The 19,528-nt window shown below is 42.6% G+C and carries 14 protein-coding genes; 4 read left to right on the top strand and 10 right to left on the bottom strand.

All coding sequences use genetic code 11. The features are described 5' to 3' along the window. A partial coding sequence (locus tag L5M28_RS03735; protein WP_263202519.1) for an integrase core domain-containing protein occupies nt 1–241 on the top strand: 241 nt, incomplete at its 5' end. A 697-nt stretch (nt 242–938) separates the two neighbouring features. Here the strand turns inward: L5M28_RS03735 and L5M28_RS03730 are convergent. The 3 genes from L5M28_RS03730 to L5M28_RS03720 form a co-directional block, all read right to left on the bottom strand. Continuing rightward, entirely contained in the window at nt 939–3,110 is a 2,172-nt protein-coding gene (locus L5M28_RS03730) for a TonB-dependent siderophore receptor (RefSeq protein WP_263202517.1), read from the bottom strand. A gap of 272 nt (nt 3,111–3,382) precedes the next feature. Then, nucleotides 3,383–3,859, bottom strand: coding sequence for a hypothetical protein (locus L5M28_RS03725; RefSeq protein WP_105252512.1), 477 nt, complete (start codon nt 3,857–3,859; stop codon nt 3,383–3,385). Beyond that, nucleotides 3,859–5,028, bottom strand: coding sequence for a PepSY-associated TM helix domain-containing protein (locus L5M28_RS03720; protein ID WP_263202515.1), 1,170 nt, complete (start codon nt 5,026–5,028; stop codon nt 3,859–3,861). The genes L5M28_RS03725 and L5M28_RS03720 overlap by 1 nt, the downstream gene beginning before the upstream one ends. Nucleotides 5,029–5,156: 128 nt before the next feature. Here L5M28_RS03720 and L5M28_RS03715 point away from each other — a divergent pair, with 128 nt between their 5' ends. Both L5M28_RS03715 and L5M28_RS03710 read left to right on the top strand, forming a co-directional pair. Beyond that, nucleotides 5,157–7,244, top strand: a complete 2,088-nt coding sequence (locus L5M28_RS03715; RefSeq protein WP_317629997.1) for a TonB-dependent siderophore receptor — start codon at nt 5,157–5,159, stop codon at nt 7,242–7,244. Between the two features lie 175 nt (nt 7,245–7,419). Next, complete coding sequence (locus tag L5M28_RS03710) at nt 7,420–8,355, top strand: hypothetical protein (RefSeq protein ID WP_263202511.1); 936 nt, start codon at nt 7,420–7,422, stop codon at nt 8,353–8,355. A gap of 169 nt (nt 8,356–8,524) precedes the next feature. Here the strand turns inward: L5M28_RS03710 and L5M28_RS03705 are convergent, their stop codons facing one another. From L5M28_RS03705 to L5M28_RS03675, 7 genes are all read right to left on the bottom strand, one after another. After that, a complete protein-coding gene (locus L5M28_RS03705; RefSeq protein WP_263202509.1) occupies nt 8,525–9,313 on the bottom strand; it encodes a CLCA_X family protein in 789 nt (262 codons plus the stop codon). A gap of 174 nt (nt 9,314–9,487) precedes the next feature. Next, nucleotides 9,488–10,522 (bottom strand): GGDEF domain-containing protein, encoded by a 1,035-nt coding sequence (locus L5M28_RS03700; RefSeq protein WP_263202507.1) that lies wholly within the window; start codon nt 10,520–10,522, stop codon nt 9,488–9,490. Between the two features lie 187 nt (nt 10,523–10,709). Continuing rightward, complete coding sequence (locus L5M28_RS03695) at nt 10,710–12,614, bottom strand: ATP-binding protein (RefSeq protein WP_263202505.1); 1,905 nt, start codon at nt 12,612–12,614, stop codon at nt 10,710–10,712. After that, nucleotides 12,604–12,903, bottom strand: coding sequence for a hypothetical protein (locus L5M28_RS03690; RefSeq protein ID WP_263202502.1), 300 nt, complete (start codon nt 12,901–12,903; stop codon nt 12,604–12,606). The genes L5M28_RS03695 and L5M28_RS03690 overlap by 11 nt, the downstream gene beginning before the upstream one ends. Nucleotides 12,904–12,906: 3 nt before the next feature. Then, nucleotides 12,907–14,100 (bottom strand): EAL domain-containing response regulator, encoded by a 1,194-nt coding sequence (locus L5M28_RS03685; RefSeq protein WP_113940423.1) that lies wholly within the window; start codon nt 14,098–14,100, stop codon nt 12,907–12,909. Next, entirely contained in the window at nt 14,097–15,065 is a 969-nt protein-coding gene (locus tag L5M28_RS03680; protein WP_263202499.1) for a helix-turn-helix transcriptional regulator, read from the bottom strand. Before L5M28_RS03680 ends, L5M28_RS03685 begins: the two co-directional genes overlap by 4 nt. 1,487 nt (nt 15,066–16,552) lie before the next feature. Then, entirely contained in the window at nt 16,553–17,173 is a 621-nt protein-coding gene (locus L5M28_RS03675) for a VF530 family DNA-binding protein (RefSeq protein ID WP_263202497.1), read from the bottom strand. A gap of 676 nt (nt 17,174–17,849) precedes the next feature. On the opposite strand from L5M28_RS03675, the gene L5M28_RS03670 reads away from it, so the two are divergent. Beyond that, nucleotides 17,850–19,460 (top strand): ABC-F family ATPase, encoded by a 1,611-nt coding sequence (locus L5M28_RS03670; protein WP_113940421.1) that lies wholly within the window; start codon nt 17,850–17,852, stop codon nt 19,458–19,460. Nucleotides 19,461–19,528 lie beyond the last annotated feature (68 nt).

Raw genomic sequence — 19,528 nt, 5'->3', positions numbered from 1 at the left:
GAGACGTCGCGGGAATTGTTGGGATAACGCACCGATGGATCGTTTCTTTAGAAGTTTGAAATCTGAATGGATACCCGCAAGTGGTTATGGGAATTTCACAGAAGCAGATAAAGAGATCACAAATTACATCACTGGATATTACAGCGAGACTAGACCCCATCAATATAATGGTGGGTTAACGCCAAATGAGTCAGAACGTTTATATTGGAATGACTCTAAAATCGTGGCCAATTTTACTTGACCACTACAATACTTCTAGTCCATTGCATAACATCATAAAGCGTTTCTATTTGCATATTATTCTCCTTAAAACGGGAGTCCTTGGTCTTTACTGTGAAAAATGAATCACCTTTCTATGCATTGATGAAAATAAACTTACTAAACAAGCCCATATTTACAATGGCATTATTTCTCATTAAAAAAGCAGTTTTGAAATGATTGTTGACTAAATAGTCAAACGCTGATGTCTATTGTTGATGATATGAATTATTGACAGTCTGTCATCAACATAAAATACTTTATCAGTCCAATAACGGCTTAATCTATGTAACATCTGGTCTTTAGCTTAAAAAGCTGGCGATAAATCACAACCTTGTAATAAGGCTAATGGCATGAGTATACCTATATTTTTCTATTGACTCTGTTCGTTGCCGCACTGATTCTTAACAATACAATGCCCACAAGAAAGAGGGAAAACTACCAATACAATATGTTGCACTTCCATAACTAGATTGAAGGGCATCATCTTCCCGCGTTCAGTTAATAACAGTATTAGATTTGGGAACGAACCATAGGTGAGCTAGCCCAATATTTACCGATATCAGTACTGAGTCGTTAATACGCACTAAACAAGCTATCAAAATATTTAGAATAACAATAATAGAAGATAAAAAAGGAGTAGCCGATAAATCGGCTACTCCTTTTATTTAGCGGAAAATTTAAAAGCGGTAATTAAAACTCAGGGTCACATTACGTGGGGTTCCATAGTGATACACACTATATGCTTCGGACATTGAGGCTGAGGCAGACATATAAGCATAGTATTTTTCATCTAATAGGTTCTCTACGTTAAGTTGCAGATCCATATTGTCAGTGAAGTTATAACGAGCCATCAGGTTGACTAAAGAGTAAGCATCCTGATCGATTTTTACTGTCCCCCCTTCAGAGTAACTATCACTCTGCCAGTTAATACCACCACCCACGGTCAATTCAGGCAGGTAATCAACAAACTGATAAGTTGTGAATAGTTTAAACTGTTTGCGAGGGCTAGTAGTCGCCACTTTTTTTCCTTCAGCATCTTCCGCTGTAAACTGCGAATAGCCAGCCGTGATATTCCACCCATCGATAAACTCCCCCACCACTTCTAACTCAAAGCCTGTACTCTCAGTACCTTGAGCAGCTTTGTAATAAGTGGTTGGAGTACCGTCAACAATGATAGTCCCAGCGGCTGTTGCCAGATTATCCTGTTCAATCTTAAACAGTGCTACAGTGGTGTGTAGACGGTCGTCCAGATAAGCGCTTTTTAAACCGATTTCATAGGCTTTACCTTCGAGTGGCTCTAAATAATCACCGTTAATATTCTTACTGTTCTGCGGATTAAATATTTCGGTATAACTAGCGTAAACACGATGCTCTTCGTTTATGTCATACAAGGCGCCAACATAAGGAACGAACACGCCATCATCACCAAAGTTGGTATCAGTACCATAGCTGACCCCTTCGCGGTTCCAACTAGAAATACGGCCACCGGCAATCACTTTTAAATCATCGGTAATTGTTAGCCGAGTTGCTGCGTAGAAACCTTTCTGCTCGGTATCCATATTTAACTGACGATTGGCGTTTGTTGACCATTCAGGCTCTTCAAAGGCGTTGCTTTGCCAATCATAAAAGTTTTCAACTACCTTTGAGTCCCAGCCCGTCATATTCTCACGGATGGGTTCATAAGTATCAGCATAGGATTTCTGTTTGCTGTATAAGGCACCAGTCACAAATTGATGCTCACGGTTAAAGAGTTGGTAATCGCCTTTCAACTGAAAATCGAAATTATCAGAGTTACTTTCACCATGGCTGTGATAACGCTGACCGCTCAAACCTGCACCGGTTTCTTTATTCAGCAAGCCAGACATATAGATCATTTTGGTGGTGGTTTCATATTCCATGCGATTATAGTTCGCCACCAACTGCCAACCATTGCTGAAATAATGGTTCAAGTTAGCAAAATAGTTGATGTTAGTCGTTTCCCAACGGCTCCAATCTGCCGCTGTTGTAGTAGAAACATCCCAATCAGTAGCCGAACCATCGCTGAATACTGCTGGTAACGCACCCCACATCACTCCTTTGGGGTTGTTGTTATTGTAACTACCGCCAACGCGCAGCATAGTGTTGTCAGTAATGTCTGAATCAATTACGCCGTAAAGAATGGTCTTACGGTCTTGATAAAGATCCTGATAAGAATCGCTATTGACATATTTCGCGACCATGCGACCGCGCACACTGCCACTGTCGTTGAGGCCATTAGAAACATCTGCGGTAACTTGTTTTTTATCCCAGCTACCCGTAGCAACATCAACATAGCCCTTAAGTTCGTCACTGTCGGCATGTTTGCGCACTAGGTTGATTGAAGCAGAAGGATCCCCTGCCCCCGTTAGTAAGCCTGTTGCACCACGCACCACCTCTACACGCTCATACAGAGAGATATCAGACACAGTCTCACCTGCATCGCCCCCCAAACTCCAAGATAAAGGTACGCCATCAATCTGGTAATTCTGAACCGCAAAACCACGGGCCATAAAGCCATTTCGAACGTTATCTGTTTTAGATGAAGACAAACCTACTGTGTTATTAACCACATCAACAACGGTATTGAGTGCCTGATCCTGGATCCGTTCAGCGGTCAAGATGCTCACTGACTGTGGCGTTTCCTGCAGTGACAGCCCTAAGCCTGTGGCGGTATCAATGGTTCGACTCACAGTGTACTTGCCCATCACTGTGATTTTTTCAATATTTTGATCATTTGCATCTGCAACAGAAGACGGCTCTGCAGCCAAGACTGACAAAGGGTTTAATGCCAAAGTAATGGCAGACGCGAGAGGTAGTAGATAAAAGCGCATAGTAATTTAGGGAGTTTATTTAGGATGAACATACGGTAACACTATTGCGAATCACTTTCATTTGTATTTTGGTGATGTATATAACAAATTCATCATTTATTAATGAGGAATAAACGTCCCCGTTGTGTTTATGCCTTCAAAAGTGAGCGTTTACGGCGAAAAAGGTTATTCTTTACCCGTATTCGGTTAATCATTCTTAATCTACGCCACTAAAAGCGACCCTGAAATTATTACTCCATAGGATCGCCATTAGTGTTTAGCTTTTACCTCATTCAGTGTGTCTGTACTATTAGCTCGGCAGGCAGAGGCCACTTTGCCACTTGCCACTCACCTTGCCAATTCTCTATCGATATCCACAGACTATCTGCGGAGGTTAGTGTCTTAGTTGCGATGGCGTGTACGTGTTGGCCATGCTTATTACCGTGCAAAATACCATTCTCGCTGCGCTGTAAATCTGCTATTGGCAAAGCCTGCGTTCCAATATTGGCATAGCCTTGGCGTATATTGCCTACCTCACCTTTTTCAAAAACCAACATAAAATCTTTCACATAGTCATCATGATGTACATAGGGTGCTTTTAGATCTAAGGGTAAAGGGGCTATTTTAAATTCACCTAACTCTTGAGCCTGCCAGGCCGGTGGAAATGTAGGGGTTAGCGACTGATACAAAAACAATAGGGGGAGCAATAGAATAAACCCACTCAGTTTATATTTATTTTTTTGCCAAAAAGTTGAATGAATGAAAGCCATTAACGTACCTCCTCTAACCTATCTGCCACAGTACTGGGGGATCCCATTTTTTTAATTGCACGCACATTACGCAGTCCCCACATCATAAATCCCGTGATTGACATACCCGATAGGATCACCCCAAAAATAAACCAAATGATTTTTGTCCAGATACCACCTAAGGTACCGTAATGCAAAGGATCTGCGATATGCATTAGCGTTTGTATTCCTGTCATCGTCTCGGGTGATGTCGTTTTTGCAATCTCCCCCGTCCAAGGGTTAATGCTGAGGTTGTAAGAATACTGATCGTAAAAAATGTGATCGCCGCTACCACTCAGATGATACATGTCACGATTATGCTCTGGTTTCATCACATAGCTTGGTTGAAAGTCTGGAAAGTGCGTTTGCGCTAATGTTAAGGCTTGTGCAAATGACACGCTTGGATCAACGGGATTCACATCACCCTTTTGGATAAAGGGCAATTGCTCAGCAGCAACCAATGGCGCATGTGGCTCGATATCAATATCTGCATGCCAAAAAATGGCTTGGACTAAATACCATAATCCGGTAACGGCCATAATCGCGATAAACCAAATAGACCACACACCAGACAATTTATGCAAATCGGCCAATAGTGTCTTTTTACCTTGACTCACTCGCAATTTCGGAGCAAAAAAACTTCGCCAAAAACGTTTATAAACAATGAGTCCCGTCACTAAAGAGGCGAGCATAAACAGCGCCATCGAACAGACAAGGTAATAGCCCAAGCTGTAACCGCTTTGCCAAGGAAATAATAACCAAGCATGTAAAGATCTGATAAAGCCGGAAAATGTCATGCCTTCATTAATCTGTTGTATCTCACCTGTGTATTGATTGACATAGGCCATGGCATAGGGTTTATCTGCGTCACTGAACATGATCACATTGACCATATAAGGTTCTAAGGTCATAGCGCCAGAGACTGCCGCACTTGGGTAGGCTTCCTCAACAAACGTCATTAATTCACTAACTGGTTTTACGGGTAAATCATTAGGGTTCAACGCCCTCGATGCAGGATTCGTTAACCAAGTGATCTCATGACTCAGTACCGCAATCGTCCCCGTCAAGCAGATAAAACAAAATAACAACCAAATTGGGAGCGACACCCAACCATGCAACATAAACCAGAATCGGTTACTGATCTTCGCCATTTGTGACTTTCCTAACACTTATCGTATTTCGCGAGTGTAAAGGTAATGCAAATTGTTATCAATACGATGTACTGGGAATTGTTTTCAATTAGAATGCCGGTCACAAAATACTATGATGGGGAATCATGATGGATAAAACCTTGTTAGCAGCGCTCATTTCGAGCCTATTGTTAGCGCCGAGTTCCTACGCTGACGAAACTCAATCAGACGCAGACGCCAATATCGAAGTAATCAGTATTAAAGGTAGTCGTTTAGATAAAGCTGCTACAGCAACGGGCTTACCCTTAACACTGAGAGAAACGCCGCAGTCAGTGACGATTATAGATCAAGAATTTATTCAGAGTTTTTCTCTTAACAATGTTGCTGACTTAATGTTTTTAACACCGGGTATTTCTGCACAGAAAGCAGAAACTAACCGCTACTTTTTCAGCGCCCGTGGTAATCCAATCACTAACTTCCAATTTGATGGTGTGCCCGTTAACTATTCTAGTTTCTTCAATGATGCTTCGACCGATACGGTTATCTTCGATCGAGTAGAAGTGGTTCGTGGTGCAACAGGATTATTAACGGGTGCAGGAGAACCCTCGGCCGCCATCAACCTCATTCGTAAACGTCCAAAATCTTCACCTGGGGGTTACCTCAGTGCAAAAGTAGGTTCATGGGACAGTTATCGTGTAGAAGGTGATAGTTCAGTGGACATAACAGAAGATGCCGATGTCCAAGCACGTTTTGCCGCCGCCTATGAAAAATCAGATAGTTTTACCGATCTAGCCGAAGATGAAAATCTGCAAATTTATGGCGTCGTTACTGCAAGATTAAGTGATAGCACATTATTCACTTTGGGCGCGGACTATAGTGACCGCGATCCTAAAGGCTCCACTTGGGGAGCGCTGCCACTGTTTTATGCCGACGGCAGTTTAGCGAGTGACCTTCCACGTTCGACGACCACTGCAGCATCTTGGTCTAGTTGGAAACGCCATGGTGCGAACGTTTTTTCTACTTTAGAACACAACTTCGATAATAACTGGGAACTCAAACTCGACATAGAACATCGTGAGGATAAGATGGATGGACACTTGCTATATTTATATGGCTCCCCAGATAAAATCACAGGTTTAGGGATGAGTGCATTGCCTATGATCTACCAATCAACCCGTAAGCAAGATGCAGCGCGAATATTTGCTTCAGGGCCATTCGAACTATTGGGTCGAGAACATAAGCTAACAACCGGCCTACTCTATTCAAAACAAGATATTAGCGCCGACTCTTTCTACACCACAGATGTTTTAAGCGTAGGCAATTTCTTTGAGTGGGATGGCTCGATTGCAGAGCCAAATTATCCATCGATTCCCACCAATGAAGAGACTGAAGAGATCCAAAAAGGTGCCTATATTGCTACCCAACTCAATCTGCACGATCAGATCACACTGCTGTTAGGAAGCCGTATCAGCCAATATAAAGTCGATCCAGGTTATGAGCACAATGATGTCATTACGCCGTATGCAGGATTGATTTACGATATCAGTGACAGTGTGTCGATTTATACCAGTTACACTGAGATTTTTCAGCCTCAAGATGCCAAAGATGCTAATAACAAACGCTTAGACCCGACAACTGGCAATAATATTGAACTTGGCAGTAAAGCCGATTTTTTCGACGAAAAACTCACCGCCAGTGTTGCAGTGTTTAAAGTTCAAAAGGAAAATGTGGCGGAAAAAGATCCTAACATTAAAGACCCACTTCCTGATGGTAGCTTTCCAATGCGCGCTGTGGATGGCACCAGTAACCGTGGTTTTGAAATGGAACTAACGGGTAGACCCACAGAGGATTGGGATCTGTACTTCAGTTACACCTACAGTAAATCTGAAAAAGCCGATGGTTCGGCCTTTGGCACACATTTGCCTAAAAACTTAGTACGCTTATCTTCGCTCTATCACTTTGATGGCGCTCTAGAAGATCTCACATTAGGTGGCAACTTAAGCTGGCAGAGCAAGATTTATGTAGAAAACGCGGGGCCTAACGGCGAAAGCTCTGAACAAGCCAGTTATTTCCTTACCAATCTTATGGCAAGTTATCAACTCACTGATGATGCGATTGTTCGTTTGAATATTCGAAACTTGTTTGATGAAAAGTACTACTCTAGTATCGATTTCTATAATCAAGGTTTCTTCGGCGAACCGCGAAATGTCGAACTTAGCCTGAGTTATAATTTTTAGTCTAATTGTTAATCGCCAATACCGCGCATCACTTTTATGCGCGGTATACCTAAAGCTAAACTATCCTGCGTTAAAACAGCATCCGGTAAACTTCAATGGATTAACCCTTTGGGCTCAGGGGGATAATCCATTACAATGAAGTCCATTTTGAGTTCGTAAAACAGATGTTCCGCCTATGCCACAGTCTCACACCCACATGCATCAACATTTGCAGATGCCACATGCTAAATTAGATCTGCAAGCTCTAGCGGACACCCTTGCCTTTGAGCAAGTGACCATTATTGGTAATGCTTCTGGCGATTGGCAGCCTGCGACCACAGGTACGACATTTATTTTTAACGGTACTCAATGGGCTGAAAACAGCAATGTAAATAATCAGATAGTAAATATTGCCAACGGTGGTTTTGCTGAATCAAAATATGCCTTTGTGGTACAAGGTCATCCACAAAGTGGTCTGCTTACCCAAGCCTTGACGCAAGTTGCGATTGAATTAACGCCTCAGCTTGGCTGCTGGCCTTCATCTGGGTTAACCACAATAGTGTTGATGCAGCAGTTGTCTCAGCATGTGCAAGTGCAGCGTATGTCGCTGTTTCCGAGTTTAGCAAGGCCCAATGATTTACCGCCTGACGATCACTTACCTTGCATGGTGCATAATTGGTTAGGCGAGCGGCGGATTGCCCAAGCTTTGGTACCATCGGTCGACTGGCCTGAATTTAGTTTAGCGTCCGTATTTTTACCTCGCCTATCCGCAATAAACCAAATGCAACCATGCCAAGTCGCACTTAGAATAAACGCAGGTAATCCCTTTAATTTGCTTGTGCGTTTACAAGAGTCGAGCTCATTAATCGCAGATGCACTAAATCCAGCCACGCGGCAGATGCAACTTGAATGGCTAATCACACTGGCGCATACACACATCAACATTTGGCTGCAATTTGCTCACACTAGCCAGCTCATCAATGCTGAAGCTTTATTTTTCAACCACATGCCAGAATCAAAACCCAGCTATTGGTATTTAATGGATACTCAGGCATCTCAATATCTTGATGCGATTCGCCATAGTTTGGCCTATTGTTGGCAAACGTTGTCAACTAAGCACGTGAGCTTGTGATTGGCAATCAGTCTTCAAACGGCTCGTGACCCTCCCCCTGTCCACTGCCATTCGCATTCAAAACACATTCAAAATACCTAAGGCGAATGTCGTTTTACATTTTACCTTGCACTCTAGCGACGCTAAATTAACCTCTGTTCAAATGCATGACTCAAAACGTCAACACACCCTAGTTAAGGGGATTTTTACCCAATGCGATCCCCAGCGGTTCAAAGTAATTGATCAGCGCCTGAAAAATCACTTGTCTGTGGGTCTCATCGGGATAAGCCCCCTCCTTTGCCATTGCTGAAAAACGGGTTCCCGACACTAAATACGGATTCGAAATATCAGTATAGGATTCAATACAGGCTTCAAATGCTCGCGCCATCATCTCCGTTGGCCGAGAGAAGTACTGCATCCCATGTTTTTTATCTAATGCAATCGCTCGGCGAACATAATCATGGGGCTCATCACCCTGCCCACTCAACAATGTCACTTTGAAGATCTCAGATAATCGAGCATTTAATGGATGCTCTATGATGGGCAGATCGGATAGCCAAAGATCGCTCGCACACTGAAACCGCTTATTAGTAGGTTTGAATGATTTAGCGGCAATATAATGGTCAAACGCATGCCAAAACTCATGGGCTAAAGCACCAGCACCTGCATTTTTAGCCAATGCCAACTCTCGGGTCGCGGGAGCATAATGGGCCTGAACGCCCTTTTGGCCGCCATGACCAAAGGCCAGGCTGACAGTTTCTCGCAGCCCTAAAGTCAAAGGTGGCAATTTTAAGATAAAGGCCAGATCGGCGAGCGAATCAAACACTAAATCCGCAGCAATGCGCGATTCATCCCGCGTCACCCAGCGGCCAACACGGACATGGCTAAAACCAAAGGTTTGTTTAATATCAAGAAAAGTGACTTGCTCACCAAATCGATAATCGGGTCCATAGCGGTTATATTGCTGATTGATTAACACGGCTTACCTTGAACCCTATGCAGTGAGAGACACATTAAGCTGGCTATTTTAGGTTAAAAGACAGAGGAACAAAACGCTGCATTAAGTACAATATCAAGTTAAGAATAGGAGCCAAGCAGCGCTTACTCTTGGTTTGGTATCACGATGCTTAGATTTCGACAACCACAGGGTTCGTTAAGCTTTAGCCGTTAATATCACATCATCCCAAACCACGACACGATTTCGCCCCGTAGTTTTTGCGTGGTACAAGGCTTTATCGGCCTCGGCCACCAGCTTTTCAGCATCTGAACGGCACTGACTCCCTATTTCAATCGGTGAAAGCACAGACTGAAGCACTAAAATACCGCCGTTTTCTTCGATGGCATGATGAGTGATCACAGGTGTTAACGCACTCACTCCTGCCGAAAATTGATAGTGAAAATCGGCGACTATCACTGAAAGATCTTCATTCGCAAGCGCTGACATCATACGCGTCACAATTTTCTGCGCGACATCGACCGACGTTTCTGGCAGTAATAGCGCAAATTCCTCACCGCCGAAGCGACCAAAGATATCGTATGGGCGCGTACGAGCACTGATAAATTGGGTAAAATGCTGCAGTATCTTGTCACCCACTTGATGCCCATAGCGATCATTAACGAGTTTAAAATAATCAATATCCATCATGACAAGGCACAAAGGTAACTGTAGACGACTCAAGCGTTTGATTTCATGCTCTAACTGCTGGAAAAAATGCCGTCGATTGGCAATACCGGTTAATTCATCGGTGAGTGCGAGTCGATTCAACTCAGTCTGCGCATTCCTTAGGGCAAATTCGACCTGTTTTAACTGGGTAATATCGGTGCAAACAATCACCATATCGCCATTGTGATAAACCTGCTCAGAAAGTTGCAACCAGCTACCGTCGACCAGATCCACTTCAAAACGTCGAAAAGCTGATTTACGTTGATTCGCATGAATAAGTTCAAGCCATTCCTCTATGGTTTCATGATCAATTTTAGGCCCTTGCTTATGGGTAAAGGCAAAGTGCATCATGTCGTCAAAATGCCGGCCAGCCATGTCTTGATCAACAAAACCAAACATTTTCGCAAAGGTATGGTTATAAAAGATAAAATGATTGTGCTTGTCCAAAACAGCGAGGCCATTCTCGCTTAGCCGTAAGGCTTCAGTTAAAAAGGGGTAAACAGACTCAAGAGATTCTTTTTCCATCGATTATTCCTAGCAATGACGCTTTTAGAGAAGATCTCCGACATGTTTAGATTAGCAGCGTTCTACACTAATCACAGCGTCTTTGTCTTTACCCCCATATTACCGCAACGGAATTGACTCTACCGCGATGTAAATCCCACACATTCGGCAAATAAGCTTTAAAAACCAGATCCAATGCTTTGATAATTTAAGATTTTACGGCCAATTTACTGAGAAATATTTCAGCACTAAAAGGTTTCTGCATGAAATGTACCTCAGGGAATAATGCTAACTCAGGAATATCATCGCTATCATTAGCTGAAAGCAAAAAGAAGCGACAGTGATGCTCAAGCAGGGTATCACTGGCAAGGTTTTGTAATGTTTGTTGCATCTGTTTGATAAGTTGCAAGCCATTCATATCTTGTAAACGGTAATCCACAATAACAATATGTGGCAATGAGTGAATCAACATCTTAAGTGCTTGCGCTGCGTTATCAACACTGAAGGTTTGAAAATGATAGTGCTCTAGCATGGCTTTGCAAATCTCAAGGTTAAACAGATTATCATCTATGATTAACACTTTTTGTTGATCATATTGAATCGTTAATCGTTCTTTCACCTCGGTAAGTTGGCAGGGAAAATGTAACAGCACTGTGGTGCCTTTGCCCTTTTGACTGCGCAACATAAACTTACCGCCAATTTGCTCAAGCAATCGATTACAAGTATAGAGTCCTAATCCCATGCCCGATGTTGTTGTATACGAGTTAGATGCGTGCATAAATGGATCAACTAAAGCGCGCTGCGCTTCCTTTGACATTCCCTCGCCAAAATCGCGGATCAGTACCCTAAGCATAGGACTATGGTCTTTATGGTGACGTATAAGGCGTAAGTCCATATAACAATGCACTTCGCTACCCGTACTGTATTTAAAGGCATTATTGATAATGTTCGTCATGAGTTGGAATAACTTAGTCCCATCGAGCTCGATAAACTTCGGCAGAGACTCATTCACGACAACCTGTAAACGTTTACCCGATGTCGCACTAAAAGCACGATAGTAATCCTCAATATTGCTCAGATATTCGTGTAAATTGACTAAATGCCGATTCAATTTTAACTGCCCAGCTTCAGCCTTACTGTAATTCAACGTATTTTCGGCAACCGAGTAAAGTAAGTTAGCTGACCAGGTCATTTTATCGATAATTTCGTCCAGTTTTTGTGGCTGTGAGCGCGCTTTTTTTAACATGCGACTGTAGCCAAGAATGGCATTGATAGGAGTGCGGATCTCATGATTTATGCTGGAAAGTACTGCTAATCTAGATCGATTATCGAGCTTAATCTGCTCTACAATATGCTGATTTTTAGACTTAAAGTACAAAAGAAAAGACAGAGTAATACCAAGAGAAGCAATCAGTAAGATAATCACGATTAGCTCGACAACCTCTTTTTGTGGCACTTGATATTCTATGCGTAAATTCACCCGGGTTTGGTATCCAGGAATATCCAAAGTTCGGCTATCTGAGTAGCTAAACATTGAAAATATGCCTGTGGAAAACTCATGATTACAGGATGAACTTTGCAATAACGATTGTTCAAATTGATAGCTAATACATACACCTTGCTCCTGCTCAATCCGCGCTAATATCCGCTGATGAGAAATGGCATAGACTAAATAAAGCATATTAGGCCCATCGATATTAACAACCGCTAACGTGTAATCGGCAAGGCTAGCCTGAAGTTCCCCTTTACTATTCTTGACTAATTTAAGTGGCTTAAGTTCTGGCGCCATTGTCTGATCAGAGATATAGGCCAGTTCAAGTTCGGGGGTCAGTGTAAAAGCGACAGCAGATTTGATCTTCAGTAAGTCCTTAGCAAAAACCTCAAATTCCTGTGACGTTACCTCACTCGAAGCATAAAAAAACGATTTTAGCGCATCCAACATAATTTCATGTTGTAAGAACATATCCCGTGAAGAAGTAAAAACCGCTTCTGCTTTTTTATTGTAAATGGAGTCAAATTCATAACGTGAGTGGGACAAGGTTAACCACAGCACCAACAGAGTGACCCATAAACCACTGAACATATTGATACAAGCACTATATTTAAAGCTCATTAGCGTAATCCATTACGGCCTTTAGCAAGCTGCATAACTGATATTCAAACTGCTCTCGCTCGCAAACATCCATGACAGACAGCATATCTTTAAGCTGCAAGTAGCGCGCAATACCCGTAAATTGATGTTTCAGGCCTTCGATACTGTCAGAGGACTCATATTGTTCTAGCCCAAGTCGCATTCGCTGTAATTCAGCAATCAGTGTCAATCGCAGTCGCGATTGCTGTTCTTGGCTGTATTGCTCAAAGAATACAGATAAGGCCTTGGGTAACTCAGTATTAGCATTCATACATTAGGCACTCCTATTATATTGAGCAATCCAATCAATAAGATAACGACCTTCAATCGGGGGGCTGTACAAATAACCTTGGGCAACATCACACCCCAACTCAGAGAGAATTAACTCTATTGCACTTGTCTCAACGCCTTCTGCAACCACCTTTACGTGCATCTTTTGCGCAAGCGCGATGGTGGACTCTACGATGAGATAATGTTGGTGATTGATATCCATATCGGAGACAAAACTTTTATCAATTTTGATCTCTTTAAAGGGAATGGCATCAAGACGATCATAGGTAGAATAACTTTTACCAAAATCATCGAGGGAAATATCAATATTATTGATGATCAGCCGTGCAATAGAGTTAAGTACTCTATCTTGGTTAATGATTTCCTGTGATTCGGTGAGCTCTAAAATCAAATGGATTTGTTTATACTCACGACCACATTCGATGATGTACTCAATGAGTTCATCACAGGTCAAATCATCTGCAGTAATGTTAATCGACAGGGCAAACGCCATTAATAACGGTTGGCGCGACCAACATTGCAATGCTTGGGAAATAACCATCCGCGAAAACAAGCTATTTAGCCCCTGCTGATTCACCAGTGGCAAAAAAACGTCGGGATAAATATAGCCATTGGATTGATCGCAAAGCCGTGAAAGCACTTCAAAACCGATGATCTCCTTTGTTTTAAGGTTAATCTTAGGCTGATAACACAAAATTAATTGTTCATTTTTGAGCAATTGCCGCACATTGATATTCGCCGCCATGTCTTGCACGATAGACTCATGTTGATGGGCACGGTTTCTATCGTCGGAGGCGTCTAGCAATGGCGTTAAAATGTCATTCACATTGATAGGTTTAGCAAATACGCCAAGCAAGTTGAGCTTCAAACCCGTGATAATGCTATCCACCAGTTCTAAAGTCCGTTTATCCGAGGAGCTTATCACCGCAATCGGAATGGCAGTAAATCGGGGCTCGGAGGCCAACATATTAATCACCGCAATACCGTCACCTTGATCCATTTTTAAATCTAAAATGACTAAATCAAGTTTTGCTTCTACAGCTAAGATCAGTTCAATTCCTTGATTACCATTACTGGCTTCATAGATCTCCACATTGTCCTCTGCTAAGTACTTATGGATATCAGCTTTCATGGTTTCTCTAATAAAGCGTTGATCATCTATGATGAGAATATTCATATATTGGTCTCTAACTGCATAAAGAAAATGGGATCGATCGTCTGGGATTTGGATGTAGGGATAACAGAAAGCTTGAGTAAATTACGATTCGCCATGACTTCTGTGCGACTGGAGAAAAACGAATAGTTTTTGACTGGTTTGAAGCCGCCTTCTATCGTTCTCACTTTGAATATGGGCAACTTAAATTGCGTCAATTTTCGTTTTAGTGACTCATCACAGATATTAAAACTCAAAAACTTAAGTGAGCGACTCGTGGCCAATTCATTGAGATAAACAGACATCATATAATTTTCAATATAAGGCGTTACACCAAAGGAGGAGAACACCATTAAGGTATCTGGCAAAGCTTGACTGTTATGGTTAATGACCTCAAACAAGTCCACCTCATCATTCATAAATTCGAGGGCAATTTTGCCTTGAGTGCGGCAGAATAGACTGTGTCCAATGATTTGATCCCCAAAGCTAAAAGCCACCACCAATGAGAGTCCACGAAAAAAAGGTTGAGATAACTTACGGCTCACAAAGGATAAACGCGGGTTACTTTCATAAACCAAACTGAGTTGCAGCAGGGTCATAAAGTTTTGATGGTGGCTTTCGATAAACTCGACACGATAAGGAGTATTACGGTAGTACGGATGATCACTGCGTTCTATGGTCGATTCAAAAAGGTTAATTAACGCTAAACCTTCGTTGATGAATTTCTTATCCTCCCGATAAATATCAAACAGTTCAGAGCCAAATATTTCAACGATTTCAGACTGTTTAGCTAGGGATGGAATGTTAACTCCCCGCTCCCAACGGCTAATAGTGATGGAATCTAACATATCGAACAGGCAGCTTTTTTGCCTGAGTAGACTACATAAATCTTCTTGAGATAAATTATTCTCAGTTCTGGTGTGTTTTAAGAAATTGGAGAATGTCTGTGCACTTGTTTTGCTTTGATAGGAGATAGGTGTACAAATCATATCGCGTTCCATCTGAATTTTTTATTTTATCTAGCAGCTCCATATACGTCTTATGGTCGATGTCATCTACTGGCTCTGGATGTCTAAATGTAAAAGTAATCCAAATGCGTTGAAGTTTCTCGATGAAATAAAGTCCAGTGATTTTTTCGTCACTCATCACTCAGTTCCTCCATCTCAGCCTTTTATTCACCACGTTTTTTGCAATAGGAAAACGAGTATAAATGCCATTGTTTATCTGAGACCATGGCACAGTCAAAAAAGCGATGGAAAAAAGTGTCTAGTTATTCGTTCGGTTAAATCATTGCATCATCGATAAAACCGCAATCAACAGAACCCCCTATAAAACCGCATAAAATATAAGATTCACCAGCAATGGCCACAAAACGCTGAATTGATTATTTATGCGTTAAATATTCAAAATATGGGATATAACTTCGGGATTTTTCTCACTGTTCTACGTTTTTCCGCATGGTTATTCACGTTTGGAATAGGCAAACCGCGACAGTATCAGCTTAGAGATATTACTAGGATAGTTTTTAATGGCTTATGGCTTATGGCTTATGGCTTAAGCAAGCCAGCTGCGAAAATAAGTGGGTAATTGGCCAGCCCAGCGTTTAAAGGAACGCCTATCATCACTGGCGTCGCTGAAGCTGTGAGCATCTTGCGCAGGTGTAGCCAAGTAATACAGTGCTCTGATTAAACGGGTCTCATCAGCAAGTATCGACAAGTTGGCCAAAGTTTAAATCTATCTCGGCCAAACACCTTTTGAGGTGGTTGGGCTCATTATCAGTTTTTCAGCTATGTCAGGCAAACTTAAGTTATCCCGCATTAGACACAAACGAATACCAGCCACTAAGCCTAACCGCAGTTCACATATAGTAATGATTGACATATCCCTTGACGCTGAATGACGGCAGCGGCGTTTGGCAACAGAGAATGCTGGTGGAGCAAGACGGCTAAAACTACTTACCCAATGATAATCAAACATTTAAATGATTACCTTGGAGCTGTATCGTCAAACACCTTGACGTTAACTCTGGGCATTTAGCAGACTAAGATGAACAAAGGTATAGAATATAAAGCACAGGTGTTAGAGAAGGCGCTGGTATTGGTCGTAAACATGAGCAACCGGCACCATCTGATTGCAAATTGATGAATTAACTGGTTATGCACTTGATATGCAAATCTAAAACTATAATCCCCGAGATTTTTCTCACCTTAATGCAATAAAGTGAATAGTTAATCATAAAAAAGAGGTTAGCTGTATTCAACAGCTAACCTCTTCTCTTTAAACTAGGCGATAAATCAGATGTTCTATCATACAACCAGAGCCATGACTTCAAACCGACTCTTACAAAAGCTAACTCATACCAAAAGCTAATTTTTACGGATACAAAAATAGCAAGCTGAGGCTAGTCACTGTAAATAACGAATGTAAAACTAACGCCTGCGAAAAACCATGCCCACACAATTCGACAGATATGAGATTAGCCGCGTTTAGTGCCCCACGGATCGTTGTCATCCGTCGATGGGCTTGGTCCGGAACGCTCAGCCATTCTTGAATCGTTTCTTGAATCGTTTCTTGGCTCGTTTCGGGGTTCGCTGCGGCGCTGTGAGTTGCTATTTGATGAACCATATCCAGAGCCGGTGCCACGTCCACCCGTAGGTTTTTTGCCTGAGCTTTTACCTGAACCATTCCCAAAGCTCTTACCTGAGCCATAACCAGAGTTAGGACGTTTATTACCCGCTTCGTACTCGGCGCTGGCTTGTGCCTGCATTTTAGCGATAGATTCTATGGTGAGTTCCATCGGTTTACGCGGCGCGATACCTGAGGCAAAACCTCGTTCGCGTGGCTTAAGATCAAACTGCTCACCGACGGCTTTAGGCATACGCTTGAATCGATACAGGTAAAAGTTTTCCACTTTCTCCCGCGCCCACTCAGTCTTCTTGAGGAAAATAATACAGGCCTCAATGGTCGGGTTGGTGTTAAAGCAACCTAGCTTTAATGCCGCGTATAAAATTTTCCAGCCATAAAAATCGACTAACTCAGTGATCATTGTCTCGAGTTTGAGGCCGTGTAACGGGTTGTTCTGTTGCTCTTCAATCATGGGAATTCCAAGTTCAGCCCTATTGGCTGATTTTACTGTATTAGTTTACGGTTTTGAGTTGTTAAACGAGTGACTCAATTCGCTACTAAAATTCGCGATTAGAGAAATCACTCAAGTTATGAAATCATGAGCCACTGACGTTGCTACGGCAATAGCATAGGGCGTTAAGCCTTATTGCTCGTGATGCTTAGATCTTAGAGCTTAAGGACCTAAAGCCTCCAAACAGAGCCATTAAATATTAGCCGTAAAATCTGCTGCTCGACAAAACTGCGGGAATAATAACGGTAAATAAGCTAAACGCCTTCTTTTATTTGCGCTAGCGAGGTTTAGCATCGGTTTTAGGGCAAAGAAAATACGCCGCAACTGACGGTTTTAATCTACATATCCGCGATATCACGCTAACAGGTATGAACTCAGCATCAAGCTCAAACCCGTTTCTAAATTTTACCTATGATCCGCTGATGCCTTGGGTCAGCCTCAAAATAAACGCAACTGAAACGGCTCGATTTATAGCTGCGCATCACATCCTTGCTCGCATCTTTAGCCCTTAGTCTGTATACTCCGCGACCTTATTATCCCAACTTTAATGTTTTGGCTTAAGAGTGGGTGAAGCGCATGTTTCATTTTGAGGCTTGTTTGTCACAATCCCCGTTAGCAAATACCTAGGAAAGCTCCTTTGATCTCTACCGCGAACATCACGATGCAGTTTGGCCCTGAGCCATTGTTTGAAAACATTTCAGCGAAATTTGGCAACGGTCACCGCTATGGTTTGATCGGCGCGAATGGCTGTGGCAAATCGACCTTTATGAAGATCCTCAGCGGAGCGTTAGCGCCAACCTCTGGCAATGTGTCCATCACGCCCGGCTTAAAAGTCGGTACCCTAAGCCAAGATCAGTTCGCGTTTGAACAATACAGTGTGATCGATGCAGTGATCATGGGGGATGTTGCCCTGTGGAAAGTCAAACAGGAACGCGATGCAATCTACGCCAATCCGAATATGACCGAAGAAGATGGCATGCGCGTTGGCGATCTTGAAAGTGAATTTGCCGAAATGGATGGCTACAGCGCCGAAAGCCGCGCCGGTGAAATTCTGCTCGAAGCGGGTATTGAAGAATCTTTCCATTACGGCCTAATGCAACAAGTGGCACCGGGCTGGAAACTGCGGGTCCTGTTGGCACAAGCACTATTTGCCAACCCAGATATTTTGCTGCTCGACGAACCAACCAACAACTTGGACATACATACCATTAGCTGGTTAGAAGCCGAGTTGAACAAACGCAAATGCACCATGATCATTATTTCCCATGATAGGCATTTCTTGAATGCCGTCTGTACCCACATGGCCGATATCGATTACGGCGAACTGCGCATTTACCCTGGTAACTACGAATACTTCCTTGCACAATCGTCTTTGATCCGTGAACAATTATTATCGGGCAACGCCAAGAAGAGTGCTGAAATCGAAGAACTGCAAGACTTCGTTAACCGCTTCGGTGCCAACGCATCTAAGGCAAAACAAGCTAGCTCACGCGCGAAAAAAATGGACAAGATCAAGCTTGATGAAGTGAAATCATCAAGCCGTATTCACCCTTCTATTCGTTTCGATGCTGGCAAGAAAATGCATCGCCAAGCACTGATCCTCGAAGATTTGACCCACGGGTTTGATGGTGAGCTGCTATTCGAAGGCGGCGACTTAATCCTCGAAGCCGGTGCAAAATTAGCGATTATCGGCGAAAACGGCGTGGGTAAAACCACTTTCCTACGCTGCTTAGTCAATGATTTAGAACATAATAAAGGCGTGATCAAGTGGTCAGAAAACGCATCAATCGGCTACTGTCCACAAGACAGCAGTGACGAATTTGATAATGACTACACATTAATGGATTGGATGTCACAGTGGCGCCAACCTAAGCACAACGATCTTATGGTACGCGCCATGTTAGGCCGTCTGCTGTTCACTGAAGATGACGCGAACAAGAAAGCCCGTAACTGTTCAGGCGGAGAGAAAAACCGCTTGTTATTCGGTAAGTTAATGATGCAAGACATCAATGTGCTGATCATGGACGAACCGACTAACCACATGGACATGGAAGCCATCGAAGCACTCAATAATGCGTTGAAAGATTTTGAAGGCACTTTGATATTCGTCAGTCATGACCGTGAGTTTGTATCGTCACTCGCAACACGTATCATTGATATTAAAGATAAAAAAGTGATTAACTTCCAAGGCACTTTCGATGAGTACCTTTCAAGCCAAGCTGAAATGGAAGCGAGAAAGAGCGCGTAATGTTATTCGGCTAACTTACGCCGATTAACCCAGCGTTATCGCATTAAAAAGTCGTCATTGGTTATCCT

The sequence above is a fragment of the Shewanella sp. SW32 genome (assembly GCF_025653365.1).
GTDB classification, from domain to species: Bacteria; Pseudomonadota; Gammaproteobacteria; order Enterobacterales; family Shewanellaceae; genus Shewanella; species Shewanella oncorhynchi.
The sequence above is the reverse complement of the archived record's forward strand: the minus strand, read 5'-3'. Positions and strand labels throughout refer to the sequence as shown.